At 65.3% G+C, this 24,962-nt stretch carries 25 protein-coding genes; 11 read left to right on the forward strand and 14 right to left on the reverse strand.

The annotated features are described in order from the left end of the window. Positions 1–978: an L-threonylcarbamoyladenylate synthase gene (locus ACSBOB_RS24730; RefSeq protein ID WP_442578710.1), complete on the reverse strand. Its 978-nt coding sequence runs from the start codon at positions 976–978 to the stop codon at positions 1–3. Positions 979–1,132: 154 nt separating this feature from the next. On the opposite strand from ACSBOB_RS24730, the gene ACSBOB_RS24735 reads away from it, so the two are divergent. After that, the gene (locus ACSBOB_RS24735) at positions 1,133–1,693 is read left to right on the forward strand and encodes a hypothetical protein (RefSeq protein ID WP_442578711.1); all 561 of its coding nucleotides are present in this window, start codon (positions 1,133–1,135) and stop codon (positions 1,691–1,693) included. An 86-nt stretch (positions 1,694–1,779) separates the two neighbouring features. Continuing rightward, positions 1,780–2,169 carry a hypothetical protein gene (locus tag ACSBOB_RS24740; protein ID WP_442578712.1) on the forward strand — a complete coding sequence of 130 codons (390 nt, stop codon included), beginning with the start codon at positions 1,780–1,782 and terminating at the stop codon, positions 2,167–2,169. Between the two features lie 105 nt (positions 2,170–2,274). Here the strand turns inward: ACSBOB_RS24740 and ACSBOB_RS24745 are convergent, their stop codons facing one another. From ACSBOB_RS24745 to ACSBOB_RS24765, 5 genes are all read right to left on the reverse strand, one after another. Beyond that, the gene (locus tag ACSBOB_RS24745) at positions 2,275–5,097 is read right to left on the reverse strand and encodes a glycine--tRNA ligase subunit beta (protein ID WP_442578713.1); all 2,823 of its coding nucleotides are present in this window, start codon (positions 5,095–5,097) and stop codon (positions 2,275–2,277) included. Between the two features lie 36 nt (positions 5,098–5,133). Beyond that, entirely contained in the window at positions 5,134–6,090 is a 957-nt protein-coding gene (locus ACSBOB_RS24750) for a glycine--tRNA ligase subunit alpha (RefSeq protein WP_442578714.1), read from the reverse strand. Positions 6,091–6,183: 93 nt separating this feature from the next. After that, on the reverse strand, positions 6,184–6,618 hold the full coding sequence (locus tag ACSBOB_RS24755; protein WP_442578715.1) for a plastocyanin/azurin family copper-binding protein: 435 nt from the start codon (positions 6,616–6,618) through the stop codon (positions 6,184–6,186). A gap of 332 nt (positions 6,619–6,950) precedes the next feature. Further along, positions 6,951–8,729: a tetratricopeptide repeat protein gene (locus ACSBOB_RS24760; protein ID WP_442578716.1), complete on the reverse strand. Its 1,779-nt coding sequence runs from the start codon at positions 8,727–8,729 to the stop codon at positions 6,951–6,953. Between the two features lie 136 nt (positions 8,730–8,865). Then, positions 8,866–9,879, reverse strand: coding sequence for a polyprenyl synthetase family protein (locus ACSBOB_RS24765; protein ID WP_442578717.1), 1,014 nt, complete (start codon positions 9,877–9,879; stop codon positions 8,866–8,868). 187 nt (positions 9,880–10,066) lie between these two features. Between ACSBOB_RS24765 and ACSBOB_RS24770 the strand changes: the two genes are divergently transcribed. The 7 genes from ACSBOB_RS24770 (at position 10,067) to moaB (ending at position 15,710) form a co-directional block, all read left to right on the forward strand. After that, positions 10,067–11,707 (forward strand): alpha/beta hydrolase, encoded by a 1,641-nt coding sequence (locus ACSBOB_RS24770; protein ID WP_442583815.1) that lies wholly within the window; start codon positions 10,067–10,069, stop codon positions 11,705–11,707. A gap of 73 nt (positions 11,708–11,780) precedes the next feature. Further along, positions 11,781–12,005: a putative signal transducing protein gene (locus ACSBOB_RS24775; protein WP_442578718.1), complete on the forward strand. Its 225-nt coding sequence runs from the start codon at positions 11,781–11,783 to the stop codon at positions 12,003–12,005. Between the two features lie 18 nt (positions 12,006–12,023). Then, positions 12,024–12,809, forward strand: a complete 786-nt coding sequence (locus ACSBOB_RS24780; RefSeq protein ID WP_442583816.1) for a tRNA1(Val) (adenine(37)-N6)-methyltransferase — start codon at positions 12,024–12,026, stop codon at positions 12,807–12,809. 37 nt (positions 12,810–12,846) lie between these two features. Then, positions 12,847–13,755, forward strand: coding sequence for a S49 family peptidase (locus ACSBOB_RS24785; RefSeq protein ID WP_442583817.1), 909 nt, complete (start codon positions 12,847–12,849; stop codon positions 13,753–13,755). Positions 13,756–13,837: 82 nt separating this feature from the next. After that, entirely contained in the window at positions 13,838–14,023 is a 186-nt protein-coding gene (locus tag ACSBOB_RS24790; RefSeq protein WP_442578719.1) for a hypothetical protein, read from the forward strand. Between the two features lie 9 nt (positions 14,024–14,032). Further along, complete coding sequence (locus ACSBOB_RS24795; RefSeq protein WP_442578720.1) at positions 14,033–14,932, forward strand: 4-(cytidine 5'-diphospho)-2-C-methyl-D-erythritol kinase; 900 nt, start codon at positions 14,033–14,035, stop codon at positions 14,930–14,932. A gap of 229 nt (positions 14,933–15,161) precedes the next feature. Next, positions 15,162–15,710 (forward strand): molybdenum cofactor biosynthesis protein B, encoded by a 549-nt coding sequence (gene moaB, locus ACSBOB_RS24800; RefSeq protein ID WP_442578721.1) that lies wholly within the window; start codon positions 15,162–15,164, stop codon positions 15,708–15,710. A gap of 53 nt (positions 15,711–15,763) precedes the next feature. Here moaB and ACSBOB_RS24805 read toward each other — a convergent pair whose 3' ends face one another. Both ACSBOB_RS24805 and ACSBOB_RS24810 read right to left on the reverse strand, forming a co-directional pair. Next, positions 15,764–17,125 carry a calcium-binding protein gene (locus tag ACSBOB_RS24805; protein ID WP_442578722.1) on the reverse strand — a complete coding sequence of 454 codons (1,362 nt, stop codon included), beginning with the start codon at positions 17,123–17,125 and terminating at the stop codon, positions 15,764–15,766. A gap of 404 nt (positions 17,126–17,529) precedes the next feature. Next, entirely contained in the window at positions 17,530–18,039 is a 510-nt protein-coding gene (locus tag ACSBOB_RS24810) for a glycosyltransferase (protein ID WP_442578723.1), read from the reverse strand. Positions 18,040–18,256: 217 nt separating this feature from the next. On the opposite strand from ACSBOB_RS24810, the gene ACSBOB_RS24815 reads away from it, so the two are divergent. Together ACSBOB_RS24815 and ACSBOB_RS24820 are read left to right on the forward strand one after the other, a co-directional pair. Continuing rightward, complete coding sequence (locus tag ACSBOB_RS24815; RefSeq protein WP_442583818.1) at positions 18,257–19,411, forward strand: PA0069 family radical SAM protein; 1,155 nt, start codon at positions 18,257–18,259, stop codon at positions 19,409–19,411. A gap of 402 nt (positions 19,412–19,813) precedes the next feature. Then, the gene (locus ACSBOB_RS24820; protein ID WP_442578724.1) at positions 19,814–20,500 is read left to right on the forward strand and encodes a ribonuclease HII; all 687 of its coding nucleotides are present in this window, start codon (positions 19,814–19,816) and stop codon (positions 20,498–20,500) included. A 141-nt stretch (positions 20,501–20,641) separates the two neighbouring features. Here ACSBOB_RS24820 and ACSBOB_RS24825 read toward each other — a convergent pair whose 3' ends face one another. The 6 genes from ACSBOB_RS24825 to ACSBOB_RS24850 form a co-directional block, all read right to left on the reverse strand. Continuing rightward, positions 20,642–21,121 (reverse strand): F0F1 ATP synthase subunit B, encoded by a 480-nt coding sequence (locus ACSBOB_RS24825; RefSeq protein WP_442578725.1) that lies wholly within the window; start codon positions 21,119–21,121, stop codon positions 20,642–20,644. A 10-nt stretch (positions 21,122–21,131) separates the two neighbouring features. After that, positions 21,132–21,755 (reverse strand): F0F1 ATP synthase subunit B, encoded by a 624-nt coding sequence (locus ACSBOB_RS24830; protein WP_442578726.1) that lies wholly within the window; start codon positions 21,753–21,755, stop codon positions 21,132–21,134. Between the two features lie 60 nt (positions 21,756–21,815). Beyond that, positions 21,816–22,040, reverse strand: a complete 225-nt coding sequence (locus tag ACSBOB_RS24835) for a F0F1 ATP synthase subunit C (RefSeq protein WP_091918644.1) — start codon at positions 22,038–22,040, stop codon at positions 21,816–21,818. Between the two features lie 72 nt (positions 22,041–22,112). Continuing rightward, positions 22,113–22,862 (reverse strand): F0F1 ATP synthase subunit A, encoded by a 750-nt coding sequence (locus tag ACSBOB_RS24840; RefSeq protein ID WP_442578727.1) that lies wholly within the window; start codon positions 22,860–22,862, stop codon positions 22,113–22,115. Between the two features lie 39 nt (positions 22,863–22,901). Further along, positions 22,902–23,309 (reverse strand): AtpZ/AtpI family protein, encoded by a 408-nt coding sequence (locus ACSBOB_RS24845; RefSeq protein ID WP_442583819.1) that lies wholly within the window; start codon positions 23,307–23,309, stop codon positions 22,902–22,904. A 234-nt stretch (positions 23,310–23,543) separates the two neighbouring features. After that, on the reverse strand, positions 23,544–24,863 hold the full coding sequence (locus tag ACSBOB_RS24850) for a cell wall hydrolase (RefSeq protein ID WP_442578728.1): 1,320 nt from the start codon (positions 24,861–24,863) through the stop codon (positions 23,544–23,546). Positions 24,864–24,962: the final 99 nt, after the last annotated feature.

The raw sequence follows: 24,962 nt of genomic DNA on the forward strand, positions 1-24,962 counted from the left end.
TCAGTTCCCGTTGGCATCGGCGCCATCGCGCGGCGCGGCGGCGCGTTTTAGCCGGTCGTTGATCGCTTCGCCAAGCCCGTCGAACGGGATCGGCTCGACCGCGATGGTGTCGGCGCCGTGGCGGTCCAAATCCTTGAGGAAGGAAAAGAGATTTGCCGCGGCCTCGCGCAGGTCGCCTCGCGCCGACAGGTTTTTGATCGCCACCGCCCCTTCCGATCCCCCGGCCCGCCGCGGCCCGAAGGCGAGCAGCGCCTCGCCGCCTCTTACATCGGTAGCGTCGAGCCGCACTGCGGCCCCCGGTGCATAATGCGACAGCATCATGCCTGGCGCCTCGATCGCCGCGCCCGCCTGGCGTTCCACCGCGATGCCGGCGGCCGCCTCGATCTCGCCGGCGGTGAGACCGCCCGGACGCAGCAGGCGGAGCCGGCCGTCCTCTACCTTGACGATGGTGGATTCGACGCCGACCGGGGCCGGCCCGCCATCGACCACGAGGCGGATGCGGTCGCCCAAATCCTCGGCGACCGCCGCCGCCGTGGTGGCGCTGACGCGGCCGGAACGGTTGGCGCTGGGCGCGGCGAGCGGTCGCCCCAACGCGGCGATCAGGCCGGACGCGAAACCGCGCGGCATGCGCAGCGCGATCGTGTCCAGCCCCGCCGTCACCAGCGGATGGATGCCGGCGCCGGCACGCAGCGGCAGGACCAGCGTCAGCGGTCCCGGCCAGAATTTTCCGGCCAGAAGCCGGGACAGCGGATCGAAATCGGCGATGCCTTCCGCCATCGCCATGGAAGCGACATGGGCGATCAGCGGATTGAAGCGCGGACGGCCCTTGGCTTCGAAGATGCGGGCCACCGCCTCGCCATTGGTGGCGTCGCCGGCAAGCCCGTAGACCGTCTCGGTGGGGATGGCGACAACCGCGCCCGCGGCAAGCAGCGCCAGCGCACTTTCCAACGCCTGCGCCGCCGGTTTGACCTCAGCCACCAAAAATTAACCCTTTCGCAAAATACGCCGTTGGGAATCACGGCTTAACCTGCTTCGTGAGGTTTTCCTCAACCCGCCGATGCCATGGTCAGCCAGCATTCACGCATCGACTTCGACCGGCATAAAGTCAATCCAAGGTTTTCGGGGAACGGCCTTGCGGCTGAAAATTGCAACACTGGCCATCTGGGCCGCAATGGCGGGCGGGGCGCAGGCTTCGTCCTTCGCCCATGTCGCGCCGCCGCCGGCCGGCAAGTCGCCCTCCATCGTCAGGATCGGGCTGCCGGCGCTGGCGTCCGTCAAGCCGAGGCCGGATGCCGCCATGGCGAAAATGACGGCCAAGGGCGACATGCTGGTGCCGCTGGCCTATCCGCTGCCGGAAGGCGGGCGGGCGAAGGTTGTGGTCGTCAGCCCGTCCATACTCGCCTTCGAAAGCACTGTGCCGCCCGTGACCTTCGAGAAGGTCGCGGCGATCAGCGCTTCGCATCCGGCGCCGCAGCCGAAACCCCTGGTGATCCGCGGCGGCCTCGTCGGCGATGCATTCAGCCAGCGCACGGAGCCTGTGGTGCTGCCGCAGACGGCCTCGGCGGACGGCAAGCCCAACAGCGCGCGCAACCGCAAGCGCGAATACCGCAGGCAGCAGGAAGCGCCACCGCAGGCCGCGCCGGAGGCGCCGCCAGAGGCGACATCACGCCGGCAGTTCGCTGTGCCGGGCTAAACTCCATCTGGTTGACGCCCTGCCCGAATTCCGCCAAGCGAACCCGCGAGCATGGGTTTGGGGCTTTTCAGGCAGCGGGCACAATTATGAGATCTTTCCACCTGACAGTTGCGGCGAGCGCGCTTGCCGTATCGCTGACGACGATCGGCAGCGCATCGGCGGACGAGTTGCTCGGCTCCTACGTGGCGCGCATCTCGCAGGACGACAAAGCGGCGAGCGACGGCTTCCCGCTGGAATCCGCGGCCCAGATGGTGCGGCAGGATCGCGCCAACTGGCACAAGTTCGGTCGCGGCGACGCCGAAGACGAGAACGATGTGTGGTTCGGAACGGCGGCTTCGCGGGCGCGGCTGGAGAAGATGCTGCAAAGCAGCCGGGCGATGAGTTCCGCGACCAAGCGCGCCATCACGCGAGGCTATCCGGTGATCCAGGTGGATGTGTATCGGGCGAGCGTGGTGGTGACGGTGATTGGGCAGTAGGCAGTAGGCAGTAGGCAGTAGGCAGTAGGCAGTAGGAAAGATCACTGCTACGGGCATGTCTGCATAGCGGTCTTCGCTACTGCCGACTGCCTATTGCCGACTGCCTTATCCTGCGATCTTCGAGAAATCCGCCACCTGTCCCGTCGCGGCGCGGATGCGGGACAGCAGCGCCAGGCGGTTGGCGCGCACCGCCACATCCTCGTCGTTTACGAGGACTTTCTCGAAGAAGGAATCAACCGGTTCGCGCAACGCGCTAAGGGCGCGCATGGCGGCGGAAAAGTCTTCGTTCTGAATCGCTTCGCCGGCTTCCTTCTCAGCCCGGTTCATCGCGGAAAACAGCGTTTTCTCGGCGTCTTCCCGGAACAGGACCGGCTCGACGGCGGCGGCGACCGCTGTGCCTTTCTTCTCCTCGGCGGCCAAAATGTTCGCCGCGCGCTTCGTGCCGGCCAGCAGGTTTTTTCCGTCCTCGGTGTCGAGGAAGGTGCCCAGCGCCTCGACGCGGCGGACGATGGTGAGGAGGTCGTCGTTCTGGCTCCCACCCTCCCCCTTGTGGGGCGGGTCGGCGCGAAGCGCCGGGGTGGGGGGCTGAGAGGAAGGCGCCTGTTCAACCCCACCCGGACCTTCGGTCCGACCTCCCCCCAAAGGGGAGGTGCTGCCGCTTGCCAGCACGGCGTCGATCAGGTCGTGGCGGGCGCCCTTGTCGCGGAGGTAGACCTTTAGGCGGTCGTGGAAGAAGGAGAGGAGGTCTGGACCCAATTTGGCGACCGGAGGATAGATCGTCACAATATTCAAGTCCTCTGGCTCCGCATCGATCCGAGCAAAGCTTGACCGACGTCGAGTATGTGGCGGATTGGACTCACGAGCCACCAGAACTTCTGATTGTGGATCAGGATCGCCGCCGAACTCGGGTCCAGCAAAAAAGTGATTGATCGAAGCGAGGCCACCTCGCTTCAAATCACGTACCAAAACTTCATGATGGTCGTCCCGGAAATTACTCAAGACATGCACGTATGCTTGAGCCAAAACTTCAGAAAGGGTCGCTCTCACCCCATTCTCGACCAAAATCCTGATCACCCCCAGCGCCGCTCTCCGCAACGCATAAGGGTCCTTGCTGCCCGTCGGCTTCTCGTCGATCGCCCAGAAACCGACCAGCGTATCCAGCTTGTCGGCCAGCGCGACGGCGATCGACACCGGGTCGGCCGGCACGCGGTCGGACGGGCCTTGCGGTTTGTAGTGGTCCTCGATGGCGGCGGCAACGGACGGGTTTTCGCCTTGGAGCAGCGCATATTTGCGGCCCATGGCGCCTTGCAGTTCGGGGAACTCGCCGACCACTTCCGTCTGCAGATCCGCCTTGGCCAGCAGCGCGGCGCGGCGGGCGAGCGTGGCCGCGTTACCCTCCCCCCTTGAGGGGGAGGTGGCGGCGAAGCCGCCGGTGGGGGTCGCATCGGCAGTGCTCGACCTATTGGCGGTGCCTTCTGAGGTTACCCCCTCTGGGCTGCCGCCCATCTCCCCCTCAAGGGGGGAGAAAGCCTGCGCCACGATCGGCGCCAGTTCCTCGGCCAGCCGCGCAATGCGCTCGACACGTTCGCCTTGCGTTCCGAGCTTTGCATGGAACGTCACGCCGAGATGGTCGAGGCGGGCCATGCGCTGGTCGAGCGGCAAAAGCTTGCCGCTGGCATCGCGCTTCAGGCCGAGTTTTTCGGCCGATGCGTCGAGGCGGCCGAGGTCGGGCAGGTCGGCCTGGTCGGTCTTCCAGAAATAGAGGGCATCCGACAGCCGGGCGCGAACAACCTTGCCGTTGCCGTGGGCGATCTCGCGCCCGCCGTCCTTGGCGTCGATGTTGGCGGTGAGGATGAAATGCTGCGCCAGACTTCCCTCCCCCCTTGAGGGGGAGGTGCCGCCGAAGGCGGCGGTGGGGGTCGCCGCGGCAGTGCTCGACGTTCGGGCGGTGCCTTCTGAGGTAACCCTCTCTGGGCTGCCGCCCATCTCCCCCTCGAGGGGGGAGAAAGACTGCCGCGTGACAAAACACTTCTGGTTGGCCCTGATCGTCAGCCGGATGACTTCCGCCGGGATGTCGAGGAACGCCTCCTCGAACTCGCCCATCAGCACCACCGGCCACTCCACCAGCCCTGACACCTCCTCCAGCAGCCCCTCGTCCTCGACCAGGTCGAGCCCGTTGGCGAAAGCAAGGTTTTTCGCATCGGCGAGGATGATCTCCTTGCGACGGCCGGCGTCGATGATCACCTTGGCCGCTTCCAGCTTCGAGGCATAATCGTCGAAGCGGCGCACGGTGATGGCGCCCGGCGAATGGAAACGGTGGCCGTAGGTGATGTTGCCCGAGCGGATGCCGTCGATCTCGAAGTCGACAACCACAGGCTCCTCGGTCTCGGGCCCAAAGGTGCAGACGATCGATTGCAGCGGCCGCACCCAGCGCAGCGCCTCGCCGCCGCGCCCTTCGGTCTTGCCGTAGCGAAATCCTTTCGGGCCGGAGGCAGGCCCCCAGCGCATGGATTTCGGCCACGGGAAGGTTTTTATCACCTCCGGCACGAGTGCTGCGATGATGTCTTCCGCCGCCCTGCCCGGCCTGACGATGCGGGCGACGTAAAAATCGCCCTTCTTCGGATCGGTCTGGATCTCCGCCTGCGAGATGTCGGTGAGCCCGGCGGAGCGCAGAAAGCCCTGAACCGCCTGCTCGGGGGCCTTGGTGCTCGGCCCCTTGCGTTCCTCGCGCACATCCTTCGACTTCGCGGTCAGGCCGCGGATGTCCAGCGTCAGGCGGCGCGGCGTCCAGTATTCTTGGCAGCCCTCGTAGGTCAGCCCCGCCTCGACCAGACCGTCGGTGACCATTTTCCGCAGATCGACCGCCGCCTTGCGCTGCATGCGGGCGGGGATTTCCTCGGAGCGAAGTTCAAGAAGAAGGTCGGGCATCTGATTTCTCAATCGAAGTCGGACAGGACGGGCCGATCAGGCGGCGGCGGCAAAACCGCCCGCCTCGGTCAGCAAAAACGCCTCGCCGCAGGCTTTCGCCAGGTTGCGGACGCGAAAAATGTAGCTCTGGCGCTCGGTGACGGAGATTACGCCGCGGGCGTCGAGCAGGTTGAAGACGTGGCTGGCCTTGATCGCCTGGTCGTAGGCGGGAAGGACCATGCGGTGCCCGCTTACCCTCTCCTTGAGGGGGAGGGTCGGCGCGCCGGCGGCGAGCAGCGCTTGGCACTCCTTCTCCGCGTCCTCGAAATGGCGCAGCAGCATCGCGGTGTCCGCATGCTCGAAATTGTGCCTGGAATATTCCTGCTCGGCCTGCAGAAAAACCTCGCCATAGGTGACCTTCTCGTCACCCTCGCGTCCGTTGAAGTTCAGGTCGTAGACGTTGTCGACGCCCTGCACATACATGGCCAGCCGCTCCAGCCCATAGGTCAGCTCGCCGGAGACCGGCGTGCATTCGATGCCGCAGACCTGCTGGAAATAGGTGAACTGCGAAACCTCCATGCCGTCGCACCAGCATTCCCAGCCGAGCCCCCAGGCGCCCAGCGTCGGGCTCTCCCAGTCGTCCTCGACGAAACGGATGTCGTGCAGCAGCGGGTCGACGCCGATGGCCTCCAGCGAACCGAGATAGAGTTCCTGCAGGTTCGGCGGGTTGGGCTTCAGGATTACCTGGTACTGGTAATAATGCTGGAGCCGGTTCGGGTTCTCGCCGTAGCGACCGTCCTTGGGGCGGCGCGACGGCTGCACATAGGCGGCGTTCCAGCGGTTGGGGCCGAGCGCCCGCAGCGTGGTGGCCGGGTGGAAGGTGCCGGCGCCGACCTCCATGTCGTAGGGCTGCAGCACCACGCAACCGTAGGCCGCCCAGTAATTGTGGAGCGTCAGGATCAGCCCCTGGAACGAGCGGCGGGGGTCGAGCTGGGCGGGCGGGGTGGCGGACATGGGTGCTCCCTATGAGAAGTCCGTGCGCGAGCACGGACTTCCGCTATCCAACCAGCGTCCGGGCGTCAAGCGAAGGCGCCCGGCAAAGCTCCGTCATTGCGTGACCGTGAGGGTCGAGGCCATGCCGGCCTCGTAGTGGCTCTTGATGTTGCAAAAAATGAGATAGGTACCGGGCTTCAGGGTCACCTTCAACTCACCGGATTCGCCGGGCTTCAGGTCGGAAACCTCGCCGAGGCTCTTCAGCTTGGCTTCGTCGACGCGGTGTTTCGAGGCGTTGACCAGCACCTTCTGATCGGGCGACTTGAGCCGCACGACCAGCATCTCGTGCTCTTCCCCGACAGCGTCGTTCTTCACCTCGAAGGTCACCGGCCCGGCCTTGACGGTCGACGGCTCCAGTTTCAGGCTCATGGCGCCGCCGCCCTCGCCTGACTCGGTGACCTTGATTGTCCCTGCCGCCCATAGCGGGTTCACGGCGGCGCTCATGGCCAGGATCGATGCCACAGCACCGACACGCGCAAGTCTCTTCATATCATCGACCTTTCCAGTGGTTTCGACATGGAAGGCCGGGCTGAAGCCGGCTTCCCGCCGCTCGACTCGCATGGCCGGCTGACGGGAAGCTGAACGCTTTTCGAAAACGGGGGGCGGTGGGGTTCGCAAGGGATTTGGCAGCGGCCGGCTCCGGGGCGGGCCTGCTGCTTCGCAGCTCCCTGCCCCTCGGGCGTTCAAGTCCTTCGAAACGCCCACTGGGCGTTCCGATCCGCCCGAGGCGGATCGGGCTTTCACCGTTCGCAGCTCCCCGGCGTTCGCAGCTTTTCATCGTGCCACTGGCACGATGAATTCGCGTTCCGCGAACCGGCTGCTCACCCCTTCGTGTCGGGGGCGGCGGTCTTCGGGGCGGGGGTGGCCGGGGCTTCGAGCGCGGTCTTGCCTTCCAGCGGCGGCAGGCCTTCCCTGAGTTTCTTCTGCACGGACAGCAGGACGTCTGGCTCCGGCTTCAGGTCGCGGGCGTGGCTCCACTGGAAGGTCGCCTCGAGCCGCCGGCCGGCGCGCCAGTAGGCGTCGCCGAGATGGTCGTTGAGCACCGGGTCGTCGGGCTTCAGCGACACGGCGCGCTCGAGCTCGACCACCGCCTCGTCAAAACGGTTCAGCCGATAGTAGGCCCAGCCGAGGGAGTCGACGATGTAGCCGTCGCTGGGCCTCAGATCGACCGCCTTGCGGATCAGGTCGAGGCCCTCGGTGAGATTGACGTTCATATCGACCCAGGAGTAGCCGAGATAGTTCATCACCTGCGGCTGGTCGGGAAACAGTTCCAGCGCCTTGCGGAAATTCGGCTCCGCCTTCGGCCATTGCTTCAGCCGCTCATAGGCGATGCCGCGCTGGTAGAAGATGTTCCAGTTGGCGTTGGTCGGCTGCTTCAGCCGCTCGACGGCGCGGTCGTAATTTTCGGCGGCCGACTTGTAATCCTCCTTGGAGGCATAGACGCCGCCGAGCGCCAGATAGGCGCGCATGTCGTCGGGGTCGGCGTCCACCAGCTTCTTCAGATGGGTGATCGCCTCGTCCTGGCGCTTGAGATCGGCAAGGTTCAGCCCGAGTTGAAGCTCCGCGGCGCGCTTCAGCGGCGAGGCGGCCGGTATCTTCCGGTAGAGCGAGATCGCCTCCTCGGAATCCTGCTGCTGCTCGGCGACCGCGGCTAGCTGGAGCAGAACCGCGTCGCTGTCCGGCCGCAGCACCAGCGCCAATTGCAGGTAGAGTTTTACGAAAGGCTCGCCGCCGCCTCGGTTCAGAGCGCCGCCCAGGTCGAGCAGCACCTCGCTGGCGCCGTCGACCGGCGTCGCCACCATCGGCTCGATCTTCTCGCCCTTCTCAATCTTGTCGCGCAACGACATCAACGGCAGGCGGCCGCTCGCGAATTCGCTGGCCTTATCGAGGATGGCCAGCGCCTTGTCCTTGTCGCCGCTGCGCGCCAGGAAGCCGGCATAGGCCTCCGCCGCGCGCAGCCAGGTCTCGGGGGCGGCGCTGCCGGCCGCAACATTGTCAATCGTCGCCTGGAAGGCTGTGGCGGCCTCATCGTTCATGCCGGCGTTTTCGGCGATCAACGCGCGGTGGTAGGAGGCGAAAAGCTCGAACCATTCCGGGCCGTCGAGTTTCTGCAGGCTGGCGATGGCGCCGGCCCCATCCTTCTGCCCGGCCTCGGTCCAGGCCGACATCAGCCCGGTGATCAGGCGGTCCAGGTCGGATTCCTGGGCCAGCTTCAGCCAGATGCCGGCCTCGCGGTACTGCTTCTTGCGGATCGCATCGACGGCAAGCGTGACGCGGGAGAAACGCTCGACTTCCGGCACGGTCTTCAGCTTCTCGGCGAGCGGCAGCGCTTCGTCGAAGCGTCCGGTCGAGACCAGAACCAGCAACAGGCTCTGCTGGAGCTGCTGGTTGTCCGGGTCGAAATCCAGCGCGCGCCGGTAATAGTCGATGGCGCTGTCCATGTCGTTGTCGACCTCGGCAACGCGCGCCGCGAGATAGGCGCCGGTGAAGGAGCCGATGGCGACGGGCTGGACGGGACGGTTGGCCAGCGCCGGCGGGCCGACAAGGATCGCAGCGGTGAGCGCCGACACGCTTGCCAGCCAGACGAGACGTTTCCGCATTACAGTCCTTTCAGGCACAGCCGCGCCGCTCGGGATGAATCATCACCGCTTAAGCCGGCAAGCATGGCCTTTTTGCGGTCCCGGTTCAATCCGCCGCGATCGAAGATGATTCTCGCGACAGAGTGATCGGCCCAGATCAGACCACGCGACTGATGCAGAAATCGATAACGTCCAGCAGCGCGGCCTTCTGCAGCGTGGCGTCGAGCGGCGCCAGCGCGTCCCGCGCGATGCCGCCGAAATGCCGGGCGCGGCCGATCGTGTCGGCGATGGCGCCGTGGCGCGTCATCAGCTTCAGCGCCTTCTCAAGCGCCTCGTCGTCGGCGACGTTCTCTTCGATCGCCTGTTTCCAGAAGGCGCGCTCGGTCGCGGTTCCCCGGCGATAGCAGAGGATCACCGGCAGGGTCACCTTGCCCTCGCGGAAATCGTCGCCGACATTCTTGCCGAGTTTCTTGGAATCGCCGCCGTAGTCGAGCGCGTCGTCGATCAGCTGGAAGGCGAGGCCGAGATTCATGCCGTAGGAGCGCAGCGCCGCCCGGTCGGTGCGCGCCGCGCCGGCAACCACAGGGCCAACCTCGGCGGCGGCGGAGAACAGCGCGGCGGTCTTGGCCTTGATCACCGAGAAATACTCGTCCTCGGTGGTCTCAAGATTCTTTGCCGCCGAAAGCTGCATCACCTCGCCCTCGGCGATGATCGAGGCAGCCGTCGACAGGATGTCGAGGGCGTCCAGCGAGCCGACGTCGACCATCATGCGAAAAGCCTGGCCGAGCAGGAAGTCGCCGACAAGCACGCTGGCCTGGTTGCCCCAGATCATGCGCGCCGTCTTCTTGCCGCGGCGCAGATCGCTTTCATCGACCACGTCGTCATGCAGCAGCGTCGCCGTGTGCATGAACTCGACGCTGGTGGCGAGTTTCACATGCGCCTCGCCCGCGTAGCCGAACATCTGGGCTGCGGCCAGCGTCACCATCGGCCGAAGGCGCTTGCCGCCGGACGAGATCAGATGATTGGCGATCTCGGGAATCATCTCGACATCCGATCCCGCCTTGGACAGGATCAGCTTGTTCACCGCGGCCATGTCCGAGGCGGTCAGATCGATCAGTCCCTTGATCGAGACTTCGCGCTTTCCGTCTTCCAGGTTCAGTACGACACCCAAAACAAGCACTCCCGTCACCGGTCGGCCGCGTCCAACGGCCCATGTCCCGCAGACGATTTAGTGCGGCATATGGACCGAACTCAAGAGGCGAATTGGCGCGGGCACAGGCGAGGAGCTCGATCTGCCCTGCTTCCGCATCGCCATCCCTGCGATAAGATGCCCCGATTCCAGCAGAGGGGCGGGCTTGATGGTGCGAGATTGGGCGGTCAGGTTCGGGAAGTCCTTTTCAGCGGTGGGCCTGCTTCTGGGCACGCTGTTCTTCGCGGCGTCGCTCACGCCCAGCCTGATCCCGCGATCCTTCCTGCTGCAAGGCGTGCTCTCCGGCTGCTCGCTCGCGGCCGGCTACGGCACCGGCGTTTTCATACGATGGCTGTGGTCCCGGCTGGAACTGCCGAAGCCGGGCAGAAGGGCCGACCTCGTCCTCAAGGCCGGCGCGGCCGTTGTCTTCGCCGTCGTGGCCGTGCGGTTTCTGTGGAAAGCTGCGGAATGGCAGAATTCCATCCGCTCGCTGATGGGCATGGAGCCGGTCGACACGGCGCATCCCTTCGAGGTCGGCGTCATCGCTCTCCTGGTGTTCTGCTTGCTCATCGGCATTGGCCGGTTGTTCAACCTTCTGTTCGGCCTCCTGTCCCGGCGCATCGGCGGTTTCGCCTCACGACCGGTCGCCAACATCGTCGGCGCTGTCGTCGCCGCGACGCTGTTCTGGTCGGTCATAGACGGCGTATTGCTGCGGGCCGGGCTGCGCGTCGCCGATTCCTCGTTCCGGACGATCGACGAGCTTATGGAGGATGCCAGCGCCAGGCCCACCGACCCCAACAAGACCGGCAGCGAAGCTTCGCTGATCGACTGGGAGGGAATTGGCCGCGCCGGCCGCGAGTTCGTGGCGCAAGGCCCGAGCAAGGATGCGATCCAGGCGTTTCTCGGCCGCGACGCCGTCGAACCGATCCGCGTCTATGCCGGCCTGAATTCGGCGGACAGTCCGGACGACCGCGCAAAGCTCGCCCTGGAGGAATTGAAGCGCGTCGGCGGATTCGACCGCTCCGTCCTGATCCTCATCACGCCGACCGGAACGGGGTGGGTCGACCCGCCGGCCATGAACACGGTCGAATATCTGCATGGCGGAGACGTCGCGAGCGTCGCCGTTCAATATTCGTACCTGGCAAGCTGGCTGTCGCTGCTGGTGGAGCCCGACTACGGCAACGAGGCGGCGCGGGCGCTGTTCACGCAGGTCTACGGATACTGGACCACTCTGCCGAAGGACAAGCGGCCGCGCCTCTATCTCTTCGGGCTCAGCCTCGGCGCGCTCAACTCGCAGCGCTCAGCGGACCTGTTCGACGTGCTGGGCGACCCGCTGCAGGGCGCGTTGTGGAGCGGACCGCCCTTCCCCAGCAGCATGTGGAATTCTGTCACGCGACGGCGCGAGCCGGGTTCACCGGCCTGGCTGCCGCGCTTCGGCAACGGCTCGGTCATTCGCTTCACCGCGCAGAAGGATGCGCTCGACATCCCCGGTGCGCAATGGGGGCCGATGCGGATCGTCTACCTGCAGTATGCGAGCGACGCGATCACCTTCTTCGAGCCTGCCTCCGCCTACCGTGAGCCGGCCTGGATGGCGGAGCCGCGCGGTCCCGACGTGTCGCCGGAGTTGCGCTGGTACCCCGTGGTGACGTTCTTCCAGCTGCTGCTCGACGTGATGACGGCGACGACCACGCCGATGGGCTACGGGCATGTCTACGCGCCGCAGCATTACATCGACGCCTGGGTAGCGGTGACGGATGTGCGTTGGACGCCGGAGGAGATCGAGCGCCTCAAGCAGCACTTCAAGAAATGAGCAGCGGCAAGCGGCGTTCCCGGCGGCTGCATTTGCGGTTTACACCGTCCATGCAACCTGCAACCCTTTGTCCATGATCGAGATCATCCGCACCAACGACGCCGTCGTCCTCTCCTTCGCGCAATCGCTGCTCCGCGACGCCGGGATAGAGTGCCTGGTGGCCGACCAGAACATGAGCGTGCTGGACGGCTCCATCGGCATTTTGCCGAGGCGCATCCTGGTTTCTGAGGACGACGCCGAACAGGCGCGCCGCATCTTCGCTGACGCCGGCATCGGCAACGAGCTGCGCGAACGGTGAGAATTTGCCGTGACCGGCTTGGCATCCCCACCGGAGGGCGAGACTTTCACCATCGACGCTTTTCATCGCGGCCGCTTCACGTTGGTGCAACCGGCTAAGGGCGGGCATCGGGCCGGTATGGATGCGCTGGTGCTGGCAGCGGCCGTGCCGGCTGGCTTTGCCGGACTGGCGGTCGATTTCGGCGCGGGTGCCGGAGCCGTGGGTCTTGCCGTCGCCGCCAGATGCCCGAACGCCTCCGTGCTGCTGGTCGAGCGGTCGCAGGAGATGGCTGGCTACGCCGAACGCTCTCTGGCGCACGCCGGCAATTTCGTCCTGGCCGGGCGGGTTTCCCTGCTGGTGGCCGATGTAGTGCTGTCCGGCAAGGCACGGACCGAAGCGGGCCTGAAAGACCGGTCGGCCGACTTCGTGTTGATGAATCCTCCCTTCAACGACGGCCGCGACCGCGCGACACCGGACGCACTTCGGCGCGAGGCGCATGTCGCAGACGAACAAGTGTTCGAGACATGGCTGCGCAGCGCGGCTGCGATCCTCAAGCCGCGCGGCAGGCTGGCGCTGATCGCACGCCCGGCCTCGCTCTACAAAATCCTGCCGGCCATGGAAGGCCGCTTCGGCAGCGCCGAGATCGTGCCGATCCATGCCGCCGCCGACCGGCCGGCCATCCGTATCGTTGTCCGCGCGGTTCGCGGCGCGCGCGGTCTGTCGTCGCTGATGCCGCCGCTGATGCTGCACGAGACGGCCGACAACAGCTTCACGCCGCGCGCCGAGGCGATAAATGCCGGAGAAGCCTCGCTTTTCGGCGACTGATACCGGCAGCGCTTGCGCGGCGCGCGCCAATGCCTACATGCGTTGCAGAGACACCGAGAAACGGAGCCCATCCACAGTGACGTCATTCCTGCGCCGCCTGCTGCCGAAATCGATGCGGTCGGAGGGAGTCACGATCCCGGTGGTGCGGCTCAGCGGCACGATCATGGCCGGCGGCGGCCAGTTCCGTCCTAGCCTGTCGCTCGCCTCCACCGCCGGCATTCTCGAAAAGGCGTTCGCGGTGAAGGATGCGCCGGCGGTCGCCATCTCGATCAACTCGCCGGGCGGCTCGCCCGTCCAGTCGCGGCTGATCTACCAGGGCATCCGCGACCTGGCGACCGAGAAGAACAAGAAGGTGCTGGTGTTCGTGGAGGATGTGGCGGCTTCGGGCGGCTACATGATCGCGGTGGCGGGCGACGAGATCATCGCCGACCCGTCTTCCATCGTCGGCTCGATCGGCGTCGTTTCTGCCTCGTTCGGCTTTCCCGAACTGATGCAGAAGATCGGCGTCGAGCGCCGTGTCCACACCGCAGGGCGCAACAAGGCTGTGCTCGATCCGTTCCAGCCGGAAAAGGCGGAGGATGTCGAGCGGCTGAAGGTTTTGCAGCTCGAAATCCACGAGACCTTCATCGACCTGGTGAAGGACCGGCGCGGCGACAGGCTGTCGCAGGATCCCGACCTGTTCACCGGCCTGTTCTGGACCGGCCGGAAAGGCCTGTCGCTGGGTCTCGTCGATGCGATCGGCGACATGCGCGGCACGCTCAAGGCGCGGTTCGGCGACAGGACGCAGATGAAACTGATCACCCAGCCGCGCGGGCTTTTCGGCCGCCGGCTGGGTGTGTTCGGATCGAGCGCTGGCTTTTCTGTAGCCGACATCGCAAGCTCTGCCGCCGGGGGCCTGCTGGATGCGGCGGAGGAACGCGCGCTGTGGAGCCGATACGGGCTTTGAATGGCAAGCGGTTTACCGCTATGATGGTCGTATGCCGACCTGAACGGTCCTTCCGGCCGTTCGATGCAGGGAGGGAAATGTCATGCCGCAGCTCATCTTCTTCGCCGTTGTCGGCGTGGTCGCCTATTTCGGCTACCGCCATTTCGTGCGCGAGGCCGAGCGCGTGACCGCAAAGATCAAGCGCCACGAGCAGCAGGCAAAGACCCGTGCCGACGGCACGCTGGTGTTCGATCCGAAGACCGGCGAATACCGCCCTGCCAAGGACTGACGGTCCATCGTGTCGGAAACAGTTGCGGCGGTCGCCGAGGCGGCGCCGGCCAAGATCAACCTCGCCCTGCATGTCACCGGCAGGCGGCCGGACGGCTATCACCTGATCGAAAGCCTTTGCGTGTTCACCGCGTTCGGCGACCAGGTCGCCGTCGGCCCGGCGCCGCGCGACCTGTTCACGGTTTCAGGGCCATTCGCGCAGGACATCCCCGGCGGCGTGGACAATCTCGCCATCCGGGCGCGCGACGTGCTGCGCAAGGCCGCCGGATCGGCAGCCGTTTCGCCGGCGCTGATCTTCCTGGAGAAGAACGTCCCGGCATCGTCGGGCGTCGGCGGCGGGTCCAGCGATGCGGCGGCCGTATTGAGAGCGCTCAAGCGCTTCTGGAAACTCGATATCGATGCGGGCGTGCTTGCCCGTATCGGGCTGGCGCTCGGCGCGGATGTGCCGATGTGCCTGCATGCCCGGCCGCTGGTGGCGCGCGGTATCGGCGAGGTGATCCAGCCGCTCGAAAAGTTTCCGTCGCTGGCGCTGGTGCTGGTCAATCCGAGTGTGGCCGTCGCGACGCCCCAGGTTTTCGCCGCGCTTGCCCGCCGCGAAAATCCGCCGCTTCCTCCCCTGCCGGCCCGCAGGGATACGACCAGCCTCCTCGGTTGGTTGGCGACGACGCGCAACGACTTGATGGCACCTGCCTTGGACCTGGCGCCGGCGATCGGCGATACGCTGACCGCGCTGAGCGGCGCGGGTGCCGCCTTTGCGCGGATGTCGGGGTCCGGTGCTACATGCTTCGGTATTTTTAGCGACAACACCGCAGCCCAGCGCGCTGCCAACGCGATCTCGACGGCGCGGCCGGACTGGTTCGTCGCGGCGACGGAAACAACTGCTTCGGCTCCGCCCGGCACAGGGATTTGAGCATGGCGCTCCTTCACACCCCCCTCAGTCCTGCCGGACATCTCCCCCGCAAGGGGGGAGATTGGCAGCTTCAGTCCCGCCGCCCGTCCTGCATCGTCAGCGATTGGCGAAACCAGAGCGGCCGGCGAATCTCCCCCCTTGCGAGGGAGATTTCCGGCAGGACAGAGGGGGGTGCGAAGGAGCGCGGCATTTCAAAGTTTACGCGAGGAATCGCGCAGGCGAGGCACTGATGGCGCCCAACGACCGCCCCTTCATCCCCGTTGGCATCGCGGTGCTCACCGTCTCCGACACGCGAACATTGGTCGACGATAAATCCGGCCAGACGCTCGCCGATCGCATCGCCGAGGCCGGCCATGTGCTGGCCGACCGCGCCATCGTCACCGACGACAGGGAAAAGATCCGCGAAAGGGTGCTCGCCTGGTCGCGCGACGAAAAAATCGACGTGGTGATCACCACCGGCGGCACCGGCTTCACCGGCCGCGACGTGACGCCGGAGGCGCTGGAGCCGATCTTCGAAAAGCGCATGGACGGGTTTTCCGAAGTTTTCCACCGCATCTCCTACGACAAGATCGGCACCTCGACGATCCAGTCGCGGGCAACGGGCGGCGTGGTCAACGCCACCTTCGTGTTCGTGCTGCCGGGCTCGCCCGGCGCCTGCCGCGACGCCTGGGACGGGATCATCAAGCCACAGCTCGACTACCGGCACATGCCGTGCAACTTCGTGGAGATCATGCCGCGCCTCGACGAACATCTGAGGCGCGGCGCAAAACCGACCTGAAGGGCAACGCTGCCGGCGAACCGGTCGCGCCTCCCTTCGCAGTCTGCAAGTCCTCAGATTATGAGGAAATCGGCATTGGTCAGCGACAGCCCGATCGCGACGGTCGCGAATTGGATCGCCGCGCCCGCGCCGTTGCCATCGGCGTCGTAGCTGAGGTGGCCGGTATTCGCGTCATAGATGATGCGGTCCGAGGCGTCATGCGCCGCCGTTCCGGTCCAGAATGCAGCGGCGGACAGCGTGCCGGCCGCGCCGGCCTTGGCGAAGAAGGCATCGTCCAGCCACATCGTATCGGCGGCGGCGTTGAAGTCGGTGATGTGGTCGACATTCGACGCGGCGTTGAGCGCTGTGTTGAAGATGAAGGCGTCGCTGCCCGATCCGCCGGTCAGCGTGTCGTTGCCGTCATAACCCTTGATGAAGTCGTCGCCGGCGCCGCCATTGACGACGTTGGCGCCCTTGTTGCCGTAGACGCTGTCGCTGAACTTCGTGCCGGTGATGTTTTCGATCGAGCTGTAAATATCGCCGGCCGCAAAACCCGTGTTGATCGCCGCATTGGCCAGGCTGGCGACGACGCCGGTCACGGCACCGGAATAGCCCACGGTGTCCGTGCCTGAGCCACCGTTCAACTGATCGGCGCCATCGCCGCCAAAGAGCGAGTCGTTGCCAGCGCCGCCATTGATGACGTCCGCCTGGCTGGAGCCGACGAGCTTGTCCACCAAGCCCGTGCCGTTGACGGTAACGGTCCTGTTTCCACCGTCCCAGCCCGCGAAGGTGACGCCCGACAGGTCGACGATGTTGCCTGCAACCACCAGCTTCTGCGCGGTGCCTTCGTCGATGGTTACATGGTCGATCTTGCCGGCGCCGATCTGGTCGCCGGTCAGCCTTGCCGACACGCCGGTCCCGTAGAAACGCAGAATCTCGACGCCCGAGATGCTCGACGTGGAGAAGTCGTAGGTCCCCGCCTCATTGCCCATATAGATCGTGTCGATGCCGTCGCCGCCCTTCAGGGTCGATCCGGCGCCAACCTCCGACGGGGACTGATACCGAAAAAAGTCGGTGCCGGCGCCGCCGTCCAACGTGTCGGCGCCGCCGCCGCCGGAGAAGTAATCCAACTGGCTGGTGCCGATAATCGTTTCGGCGCTGCTGGTTCCGACATAGTTGAGCGTGTTCGACGCCTTCCAATTGCTGAAGGTCCAGCCCGCGGCCGAAAAACTGCTGCCCGCCGCGAAGTGGATATCGATCTCGCACGACTGGCCGTTGCCGTCGATGCCGAGCGAATTGGAGATATAGCCTCCGCCGAACTGGGCGCCGTCGAATATGGCATACATGTAGCCGGTCCCGCCGAATTCGAGAGCATTGACGTTGGTCACCGTTTCGCCGCGGAAGTTGTGTGACTCGGTAAGGATCAGGCTGGGCATTTAGAGTCGTTCCATTTCGCTTATTTTCGATTTCTGCCGTTTTGGCAGGAAATCGGTTTCGTTTTATCGACAACCGCAAGTAGGCGCGTCATGTATCCGACCGATGCTGCGGCCGTTGTTTTACGTAACGAGAAAAAACAAGGAGCCTGGGCAACCAAGGCGAGCGATGGTCAGTCGCCGGCCGACGGCGTCTCGTCTTCGTTGACGACATCGGCCAGCGCGATGCCCGACCATCGCATCCAGTCTGTCGCCTTGTCGGCCGTATATTTCTGGATCGCGCGTGTTTCAGCCGTGACCTGCTCCCTTGAGTTGCAAGGAGCCTTGGTGAAACCTCAACTTCAGTTCAGGTCAACGCCGAATGGGAACCGGTTGCCCGATCGATCATGGCGACGGCCGAGCGGCCGTCAGCGTTGCGGCTCCGCCACCCTGATCTCCGCGTCCAGCCGGCGCGAGGCGAGCCCGCGCGCGATCGCCTCGGCGCTTTGCGCCGACTTCGCGAGCGCGGCGGCTTGGCCCTTGCGGATGACAAGCCCCTCGGCAAGCGCGTTAGGGGCCGAGAACAGGCGCGAAAAAAACGGCTTGCGGTCGGCGCGGCTGCGCGAGAAGCGGGCCGGCATCGACAGTTTTCCGACATGGCCGACGACCGCCTCGGTCCAGCCGTCGACCAGGCGCGCGCCGGGCTCCAGCATCAGCAACCACTCGCCCTTGGCCTGCCGGATGCCCGCCGCGACGCCGCCTTCCGCCACATAGTGGCAGCCGGCATGCTCGGCGACGCGATGGGTCTGGTCGGTCGAGCCACGGTCGCAGACGATCACGTCGCGCACGATGCCCTCCACCGCCGCGCCGACCAGCGAGGCCAGGGTGCGGGCCAACGCTTCCTCGTGGTTCTTCGTCTCGATCAGCACGGTGAGCATCTGTTAGCCGAATAGCGGATCGCGCCGGCAAAGGCCAGTATCGCGGCGCAACACGGCGTTTTCCCTGGCGTTGACAGGTTCCCGGAGACCGCGCCATCGACGCGAGGGCGCCTCCGTGGAGAGAAAGTTCTTGCTTTGTTCCATTCGAACAAATAGGAATAGTTTCATGAACACCGCGATTCGCCATAGCTCCGACACCCCTTGGAACCGCGCCAAGATGGAACACATCGTGCGAGCCGACATTGCCGCCTTTGGAAGCGGCAGGTCGGACATGGCCAATGCGATGATCGAGGAAAGCGGCGTACGGATCGGCGAGGACCGCCGGCGCGGCCGCGCTGCGGGGGTCAATCCTTCCGGCCGTTTCGAGCCCGTCAGCCGCCATGTCTTCGACGACGGATGGAACTCGCTGGAGGAGCTTCCGCCTTTCAAGACGGAGGTGCAGGTCGAAAGGCCGCGTACCATCATCACCCGCAATAATTCACCGGACATCTCCTTCGACCGGTCGATCAATCCCTATCGCGGCTGCGAGCATGGCTGCGTCTACTGCTTCGCCCGGCCGACCCACAGCTATATGGGCCTGTCGCCCGGTCTGGATTTCGAATCGAAGCTCTTCGCCAAGCCGGATGCGGCAAAACTGCTGGAAAAGGAGCTTTCCAAGGAAGGCTACCAGCCGCGTACCATCGCCATCGGCACCAATACCGATCCCTACCAGCCGATCGAGAAGAAATACCGCATCATGCGGGAGATCCTCGAAGTGCTGGAAGCATTCGGCCACCCCGTCGGCATCGTGACCAAGTCGGCGCTGGTGACGCGCGACATCGACATTCTTGCGCGCATGGCGGAAAGGGGCCTCGCCAAGGTGGCGCTGTCGGTGACCAGCCTCGACCGCATGCTGGCGCGCACCATGGAGCCGCGCGCCTCGACGCCGACCAAGCGGCTGGAAGCGCTGCGCATGCTGAGCGACGCCGGCATCCCGGCCTCGGTCATGGTGGCGCCGATCATTCCCGGCCTCAACGACCACGAGGTCGAGCGCATCCTCGATTCGGCGGCGAACGCCGGCGCGCGCGAGGCGGGCTACGTCATCCTGCGGCTGCCGCTGGAAGTCAGCCCGATCTTCAAGGACTGGCTGCTGCGCCACTATCCCGACCGCTACCGCCATGTGATGTCGTTGATCCGCTCGATGCGCGACGGCAAGGATTACGATTCGGAATGGGGAAAACGCATGAAAGGCTCCGGCCCCTACGCCTGGCAGATCGGCCGCCGCTTCGAGATCGCCGCCAAGAAACTCGGCCTCAACCAGGAGCGGAGGCGGTTGCGGACGGATCTGTTCAAGGGCACGGAAAAGAAGGTGGAGCAGTTGATGCTTTTGTAGGGCAGTAGGGCAGTAGGGCAGTAGGGCAGTAGGGCAGTAGGGCAGTAGGGCAGTAGGGCAGTAGGGCAGTAGGGCAGTAGAAAGGGAGCGCGACCTTTCCAGACGGTCAACAGAAGTTGCGGCGCCTTCGCCTCTACACGAATTTCAATGCGAATGCCGGGAGCGGCTAGCCCTACTGCCCTACTGCCCTACTGCCCTACTGCCCTACTGCCCTACTGCCCTACTGCCCTACTGCCCTACTGCCCTACTGCCCTACTGCCCTACTGCCCTACTGCCCTACTGCCCTACTGCCTACTTCCTGTCCCCCGGGCCGCCCCAGCCCGGCGGCGCCTTCCCCGCCCCCGCCCCGATGGCCGGGAAGGCCTTGCGGAGAATCGGAGCGGATGCGAGTCTCGCCGCATCATGGCTCGCCCGTCTTCCGATTCTCCGCCCCTCTTCGATCTGGCGTTCAAGCCGGATTTTTCCTTCGAGCGAAAGGCGATGAAGCGTGGCCTGTGGCCGCTGGCCGGTCTCGACGAGGCCGGCCGCGGCCCGCTGGCGGGTCCGGTCGTGGCGGCGGCGGTGATCCTCGACCCCCACCGCATCCCCAACGGCCTCGACGATTCGAAGCGGCTCTCGGCGCAGGCACGCGAAGACCTGTTCGCCATAATTCTCGGCTCGGCGATCGGCGTCTCGGTCGCCTCGGTCAGCGCGACAGGCATCGACCGCATCAACATTTTGCGCGCCAGCCTCGAAGCGATGCGGCGGGCGGCATGCGGCCTGCATGTGAAACCGCTGCACGCGCTGGTCGACGGCCGCGACGTGCCGCCGGGGCTCCACTGCAGCGCCGAGGCACTGGTCAAGGGCGACCAGCGCTCGCAGTCCATCGCCGCCGCCTCGATCGTCGCCAAGGTGATGCGCGACCGGATGATGGAGAATTGCGGGCGCGTGCACGCCCATTACGGTTTTGAAAGCCACATGGGCTACGCCACGGTTCGCCACCGCACCGCCATCGGCGCCCATGGCGCCCTGCCCCGCATCCACCGCGTCACGTTTGCGCCGTTCCGGGTGGAAGCGGAGACGACGGTGGAAGTGCTGATCGAGGCGTGATCGGGCCAGCTTGTCCGATTTGGCCTGTCATCCCGCCAAGAAGGCGGACAACTGCCGAAGGCGAAATCTGTGCGACTGCTGCGGAATCAAAAAAGCCGCCGGAGTGCGGCGGCTTTTCGAAACTTTTGGAAATCAAGCCTGTCAGTTCAGGCGGGTCTTCAGTTCATTCAGCGAGGACTTGAACAGCTCGCCGCCGACCTTGGCGTCGACCTTGCCGGCAAGCACGGTGCGGGCCGCTTCGATGGCGATGTCGACGGCCTTGGAGCGGACCTCGTTGACGGCGTCGCGCTCGGCCTGGCCGATCTTCTGCTCGGCCAATGCGGCGCGGCGCGCCACATAGTCCTCGGTCTTCTGCTTGGCTTCGGCGACCAGCTGGCTGGCCTCGCGCTTGGCGTGCTCGACGATGTCGGCCGCGTCCTTCTCGGCTTCCTTGCGCTTGCGCTGGTATTCGGCCAGCAGCTGCTGCGCCTCCTCGCGCAGGCGGCGGGCTTCTTCCAGCTCGGCCTTGATCTTGACGGCGCGGGAGTCCAGCGACTTGCCGATGGTGCCCGGCACCTTCATGTAGAAGACGATGGCGAGGAAAATGACGAGGGCGATGAAAGCCCAGAATGTGGCATCCATGGTCGCCTCCTCAGCCCGCTGCCTTGACCGCAGCGGAAACACTTGCCTTGTCGACGGTGCCGCCGACCAGCTCGCGCACGATCTCCGTCGCCGTGTCCTCGGCAATGCCGCCGACTTCGCCCATGGCCTTGGCCTTGATCGAAGCGATGTTCGCCTCGGCCGCCTCGAGCTTCTGCTCAAGCTCGGCCTCAACGCGCTTGCGCTCGGCATCCGCATCGGCGCGGGCGCCGTCGCGGGCCTTCTGGCCGATCGCGTTGGCGTTGGCCTTGGCTTCCGCCAGTTCCTGTTCGTAGGCAGCAACCGCGGCGTCGGCCTCGCCCTTCATACGCGCGGCCTGCTCAAGATCCTGGGCGATACGGTCGCTGCGGACTTCGAGGATGCCACCGATGCGCGGCAGGACGACCTTCTTCAGGAACAGGTAGAACAGACCGAAGGTGATCGCCAGCCAGAGGATCTGGGAAGGGAAATGCGTCGGGTCGAACGGTGGGAACGCCCCGCCGCCGTGCTCGGCGCCTGCCTCTGTATGGCCTTCGAGACCCGGATGGGCTTCGCCCTCGGGATGCGCCTCGCCTTCCGGGTGCGCGCCGCCTGCCGCCGGAGCGGCCTCCTGAGCGTAGCCAGGTGTCACAAACATCTTCGTCCCCTGTCAGGAACCGGCCGCGGCATGCGGCCGGCAACATCTACCCGATGGATATCAGGTGAACAGCAGGAGAAGGGCGACGAGCAGCGAGAAGATGCCCAGCGCTTCCGTCACGGCGAAGCCGAAAATCAGGCGGCCGAACTGGCCGTCGGCAGCCGACGGATTGCGCAGGGCGCCCGCCAGGTAGTTGCCGAAAATGGTGCCGAGGCCGATACCGGCGCCGCCCATGCCGAGGCAGGCAATGCCTGCGCCGATCGCCTTTGCTGCATCTACTTCCATATCAAGCTCCTTAGTGGATCGAAATCCGGTTGAAATTCACGTGGGCCGCGGCAGCGCGCCGCCGCACCGTTCTCAGTGTCCGGGGTGCAGCGCGTCGTTCAAATACATGCAGGTCAGCACCGCGAAGACGTAGGCCTGGAGGAAAGCCACCAGGAACTCCAGCGCCGTGATGGCGACCGTCATGGCCAGCGGCAGGATCGCACCAGCGACGCCGACGGCGCCAAGCGCGCTCAGCGACGTCACGAAACCGGCGAACACTTTCAGCGTGATGTGGCCGGCAAGCATGTTGGCGAACAGACGGACGGAGAGGCTGATCGGCCGCGACAGGAACGAGATCACCTCGATCAGCACGACCAACGGCACCAGGATGCCCGGCACGCCCTGCGGCACGAACAGTTTCAGAAACCCGAAGCCGTGCTTCATGAAGCCGTAGACGACCACGGTGCCGATGACCAGCAGCGCCAGCATGAAGGTGACGATGATGTGGCTGGTGACGGTGAAGAAATATGGGAACAGGCCGATCAGGTTGGCGACCAGCACGAACATGAACAGCGAAAACACCATCGGGAAGAACTTCATCCCGTGCGAACCGGCGGCGTCGCGCAGCATGTTGGCGACGAATTCGTAGGACATCTCCGACAGCGACTGCATCCGGGTGGGGATCAGGCCGCGGCTCGACGTCGTGAGGTAGAGGAACGCGCCGCTGGCGGCGACCGTCGCCAGCATGAACAGCGACGAGTTGGTGAAGGAAAAATCCATGCCGCCGATCTCGATCGGAATCAGCTTCGCGATCTGGAACTGGTGGATCGGATCGTTGGCCATTCGGCCCCCCTCGTTCGCGGCGCGACGCGCCAGTCAATCTCAATTCCTGTCGCCGTCCTCCGGGCGCTTCTGCACCCTGATGCCGGCGTCGGCAACCATTCCGGCGGAGCGCATCACATTGAGGACGCCAGCTCCAAACCCAAGCAGCAGGAGCACGATCAGCCCCCAGGGCGATGTTCCCGCCAACCGGTCGAGCAGCCAACCAAGACCGGCCCCGACAGCCACTCCAGCGATGAATTCGCTCGACAGCTTCAGCGCCTGTCCGTAGCCGGCAACGATAGACTGCCTGGCTTTGCCCTCCCCGCCGCCCTCGCCGTGGCCCTTCGCCGCCAGCGATGCTTCGAGTTTCTGCCTGCGGCGCTCCAGCTCGTCGTCCGCAGCGCCCTGCCGACCGCCGTTTCCGGACCCGGTTTTTCCGGCTTCGCCTGGCAATTTTCCGCCAGCCACCGCAACCCCCTCGCCCGGATGCGACCAATCGTCGATCCGCTTCAAAGTCGCCGGCAACATAGTTAGAGGGCCCTCCCCCGTCAAGCCACGTAGCGGCTCGGCAGAAGATGTATTTTCTATTGATAAATCAATATCTTATCGAAGTGCGACATACTGACCCGCAGTTTGCGCGGCCCGACTCGGCGTCACGCCGCGGCACAGCCGTCCGCCGGAGCCCCCCAAGAGGCCGGTTAGTCAGCTCCAGCCGCCGCCGTAAGTGCGGTAGAAGATATGCAGTCCGATCTGGGTCATGCGCTTCATGGCGCGCGCCCAGCCGGGGCTGACATATTGCGCGTAATAGTGGGTGGAGGAACCCACCTCGGGGATGAAGATCTTGCCGGCGGTGACCGCCATCGCGATGTCCTGCGCGCGCTTGTAGTGCCCGGGGCTCAGCACGCGATCGGGGATGCCGTCGCAGGCGAAGGAGAACTGGCAGCGGTTCTTCCAGGAATCGTTCTGGTAGACGACGCCGCAGATCGTGTCGGGATAGGCCGGATTGCGGACGCGGTTCAGCACCACTTGTGCGACGGCCGCCTGGCCGCGCGACGATTCGCCCCGCGCCTCGAAATAAACCGCGTTGGCGAGGCATGTCTGTTCCGGCGCCGAGAACACGGATGCGGGCAGCGGCTCGCTCATCCAGGCGTGATCGCCCTCGGCGAGCGGCGGGATGAAGCGGCCATTGCTCTTGTCGAGTTCGTCCTGCAGCAGCGCCTCGAAGGGCGATGCGCTGGCGTAGTCCGGCTTGGGCGGCGCATAGGCGGTGGCCAGCACGTCGGCCTTGTCGCTGGTGATGAGGTCGGCGAGATAGGCGGGGATGGCGGGGTCGGGCTTCTTCTCTTCCTTCACGTAAAAGGCGGTGGCGATCTGGATCTCCTTGCCTTTGATGTCCGGCCTGGCAAAAGCCATCTTCAGTTCCGGCCCGATCGCCGGCCTCAGCAGCATCGACGTGCGCTCGAGGATCGACCCGGCGTTGAAGAATTTCGGCGGCGCCACCGGCATGATGTTGACGATGCGGCTCTTCTTGTCGGCGCGGTTGACGCGCTGCTCGTCGGGCGTCGTCGCGTCCGAGCCGCCCTTGCCGCGGAAGGCGACCTCGCCGATGCCCGGCGCCAAGACGCCGGAACCGGAGATCGAGCCGGTGCTGCTTGAATCGACGAAAGGCATCTCGGCGGCATGCACCGAGCCGGCGACGGATTTTTCGACAAAACCGTTCCAGCGGGCCGCCGGCGCCTCGATGCCGGAAACCATGCTGGCCATGTCCTGATAGGCGGCGACGGTCGGGAAACCGAGCCAGATGCCTAGGCCGACGAGTGCGGAAGGAAGCAGGGCGGCTTTGGGCCGCAGCACGACAACCAGCAGCCTCCAGACGAGTTGCAGCAGAAGGGTTGCCAGGTTCCGGCTGACGATCGTGCACACGAAGGCGAGACGCGCGACGCGGCGGAACAGCATGGCAGGGAGGGATTTTAGGGGAACGCGGGCAACGGAAAACCGTTGCGGCACAAGACGTCGAAACAAAGCTGACTCTCCAGGACGCAACAGCAACCCACTGGAGAGCGAGAGTGAAGCATTAACCTTGATGAGCGGTTAACGGGGGCGATGCGGCGGCAATGTGGC

The organism is Mesorhizobium sp. KACC 23794, assembly GCF_052180275.1.
Taxonomy (GTDB): Bacteria; Pseudomonadota; Alphaproteobacteria; order Rhizobiales; family Rhizobiaceae; genus Kumtagia.

Excerpts from the sequence above, each read along its gene's own strand:
- ACSBOB_RS24740 (WP_442578712.1), top strand. The coding sequence starts at position 1,780 with ATGAGATCTTTCCACCTGACAGTTGCGGCGAGCGCGCTTGCCGTATCG.
- ACSBOB_RS24745 (WP_442578713.1), bottom strand. The coding sequence starts at position 5,097 with ATGCCCGACCTTCTTCTTGAACTTCGCTCCGAGGAAATCCCCGCCCGC.
- ACSBOB_RS24750 (WP_442578714.1), bottom strand. The coding sequence starts at position 6,090 with ATGTCCGCCACCCCGCCCGCCCAGCTCGACCCCCGCCGCTCGTTCCAG.
- ACSBOB_RS24755 (WP_442578715.1), bottom strand. The coding sequence starts at position 6,618 with ATGAAGAGACTTGCGCGTGTCGGTGCTGTGGCATCGATCCTGGCCATG.
- ACSBOB_RS24760 (WP_442578716.1), bottom strand. The coding sequence starts at position 8,729 with ATGCGGAAACGTCTCGTCTGGCTGGCAAGCGTGTCGGCGCTCACCGCT.
- ACSBOB_RS24770 (WP_442583815.1), top strand. The coding sequence starts at position 10,067 with ATGGTGCGAGATTGGGCGGTCAGGTTCGGGAAGTCCTTTTCAGCGGTG.
- ACSBOB_RS24775 (WP_442578718.1), top strand. The coding sequence starts at position 11,781 with ATGATCGAGATCATCCGCACCAACGACGCCGTCGTCCTCTCCTTCGCG.
- ACSBOB_RS24785 (WP_442583817.1), top strand. The coding sequence starts at position 12,847 with ATGCGTTGCAGAGACACCGAGAAACGGAGCCCATCCACAGTGACGTCA.
- ACSBOB_RS24790 (WP_442578719.1), top strand. The coding sequence starts at position 13,838 with ATGCCGCAGCTCATCTTCTTCGCCGTTGTCGGCGTGGTCGCCTATTTC.
- moaB (WP_442578721.1), top strand. The coding sequence starts at position 15,162 with ATGGCGCCCAACGACCGCCCCTTCATCCCCGTTGGCATCGCGGTGCTC.
- ACSBOB_RS24805 (WP_442578722.1), bottom strand. The coding sequence starts at position 17,125 with ATGCCCAGCCTGATCCTTACCGAGTCACACAACTTCCGCGGCGAAACG.
- ACSBOB_RS24810 (WP_442578723.1), bottom strand. The coding sequence starts at position 18,039 with ATGCTCACCGTGCTGATCGAGACGAAGAACCACGAGGAAGCGTTGGCC.
- ACSBOB_RS24815 (WP_442583818.1), top strand. The coding sequence starts at position 18,257 with ATGGAACACATCGTGCGAGCCGACATTGCCGCCTTTGGAAGCGGCAGG.
- ACSBOB_RS24820 (WP_442578724.1), top strand. The coding sequence starts at position 19,814 with ATGGCTCGCCCGTCTTCCGATTCTCCGCCCCTCTTCGATCTGGCGTTC.
- ACSBOB_RS24825 (WP_442578725.1), bottom strand. The coding sequence starts at position 21,121 with ATGGATGCCACATTCTGGGCTTTCATCGCCCTCGTCATTTTCCTCGCC.
- ACSBOB_RS24830 (WP_442578726.1), bottom strand. The coding sequence starts at position 21,755 with ATGTTTGTGACACCTGGCTACGCTCAGGAGGCCGCTCCGGCGGCAGGC.
- ACSBOB_RS24835 (WP_091918644.1), bottom strand. The coding sequence starts at position 22,040 with ATGGAAGTAGATGCAGCAAAGGCGATCGGCGCAGGCATTGCCTGCCTC.
- ACSBOB_RS24840 (WP_442578727.1), bottom strand. The coding sequence starts at position 22,862 with ATGGCCAACGATCCGATCCACCAGTTCCAGATCGCGAAGCTGATTCCG.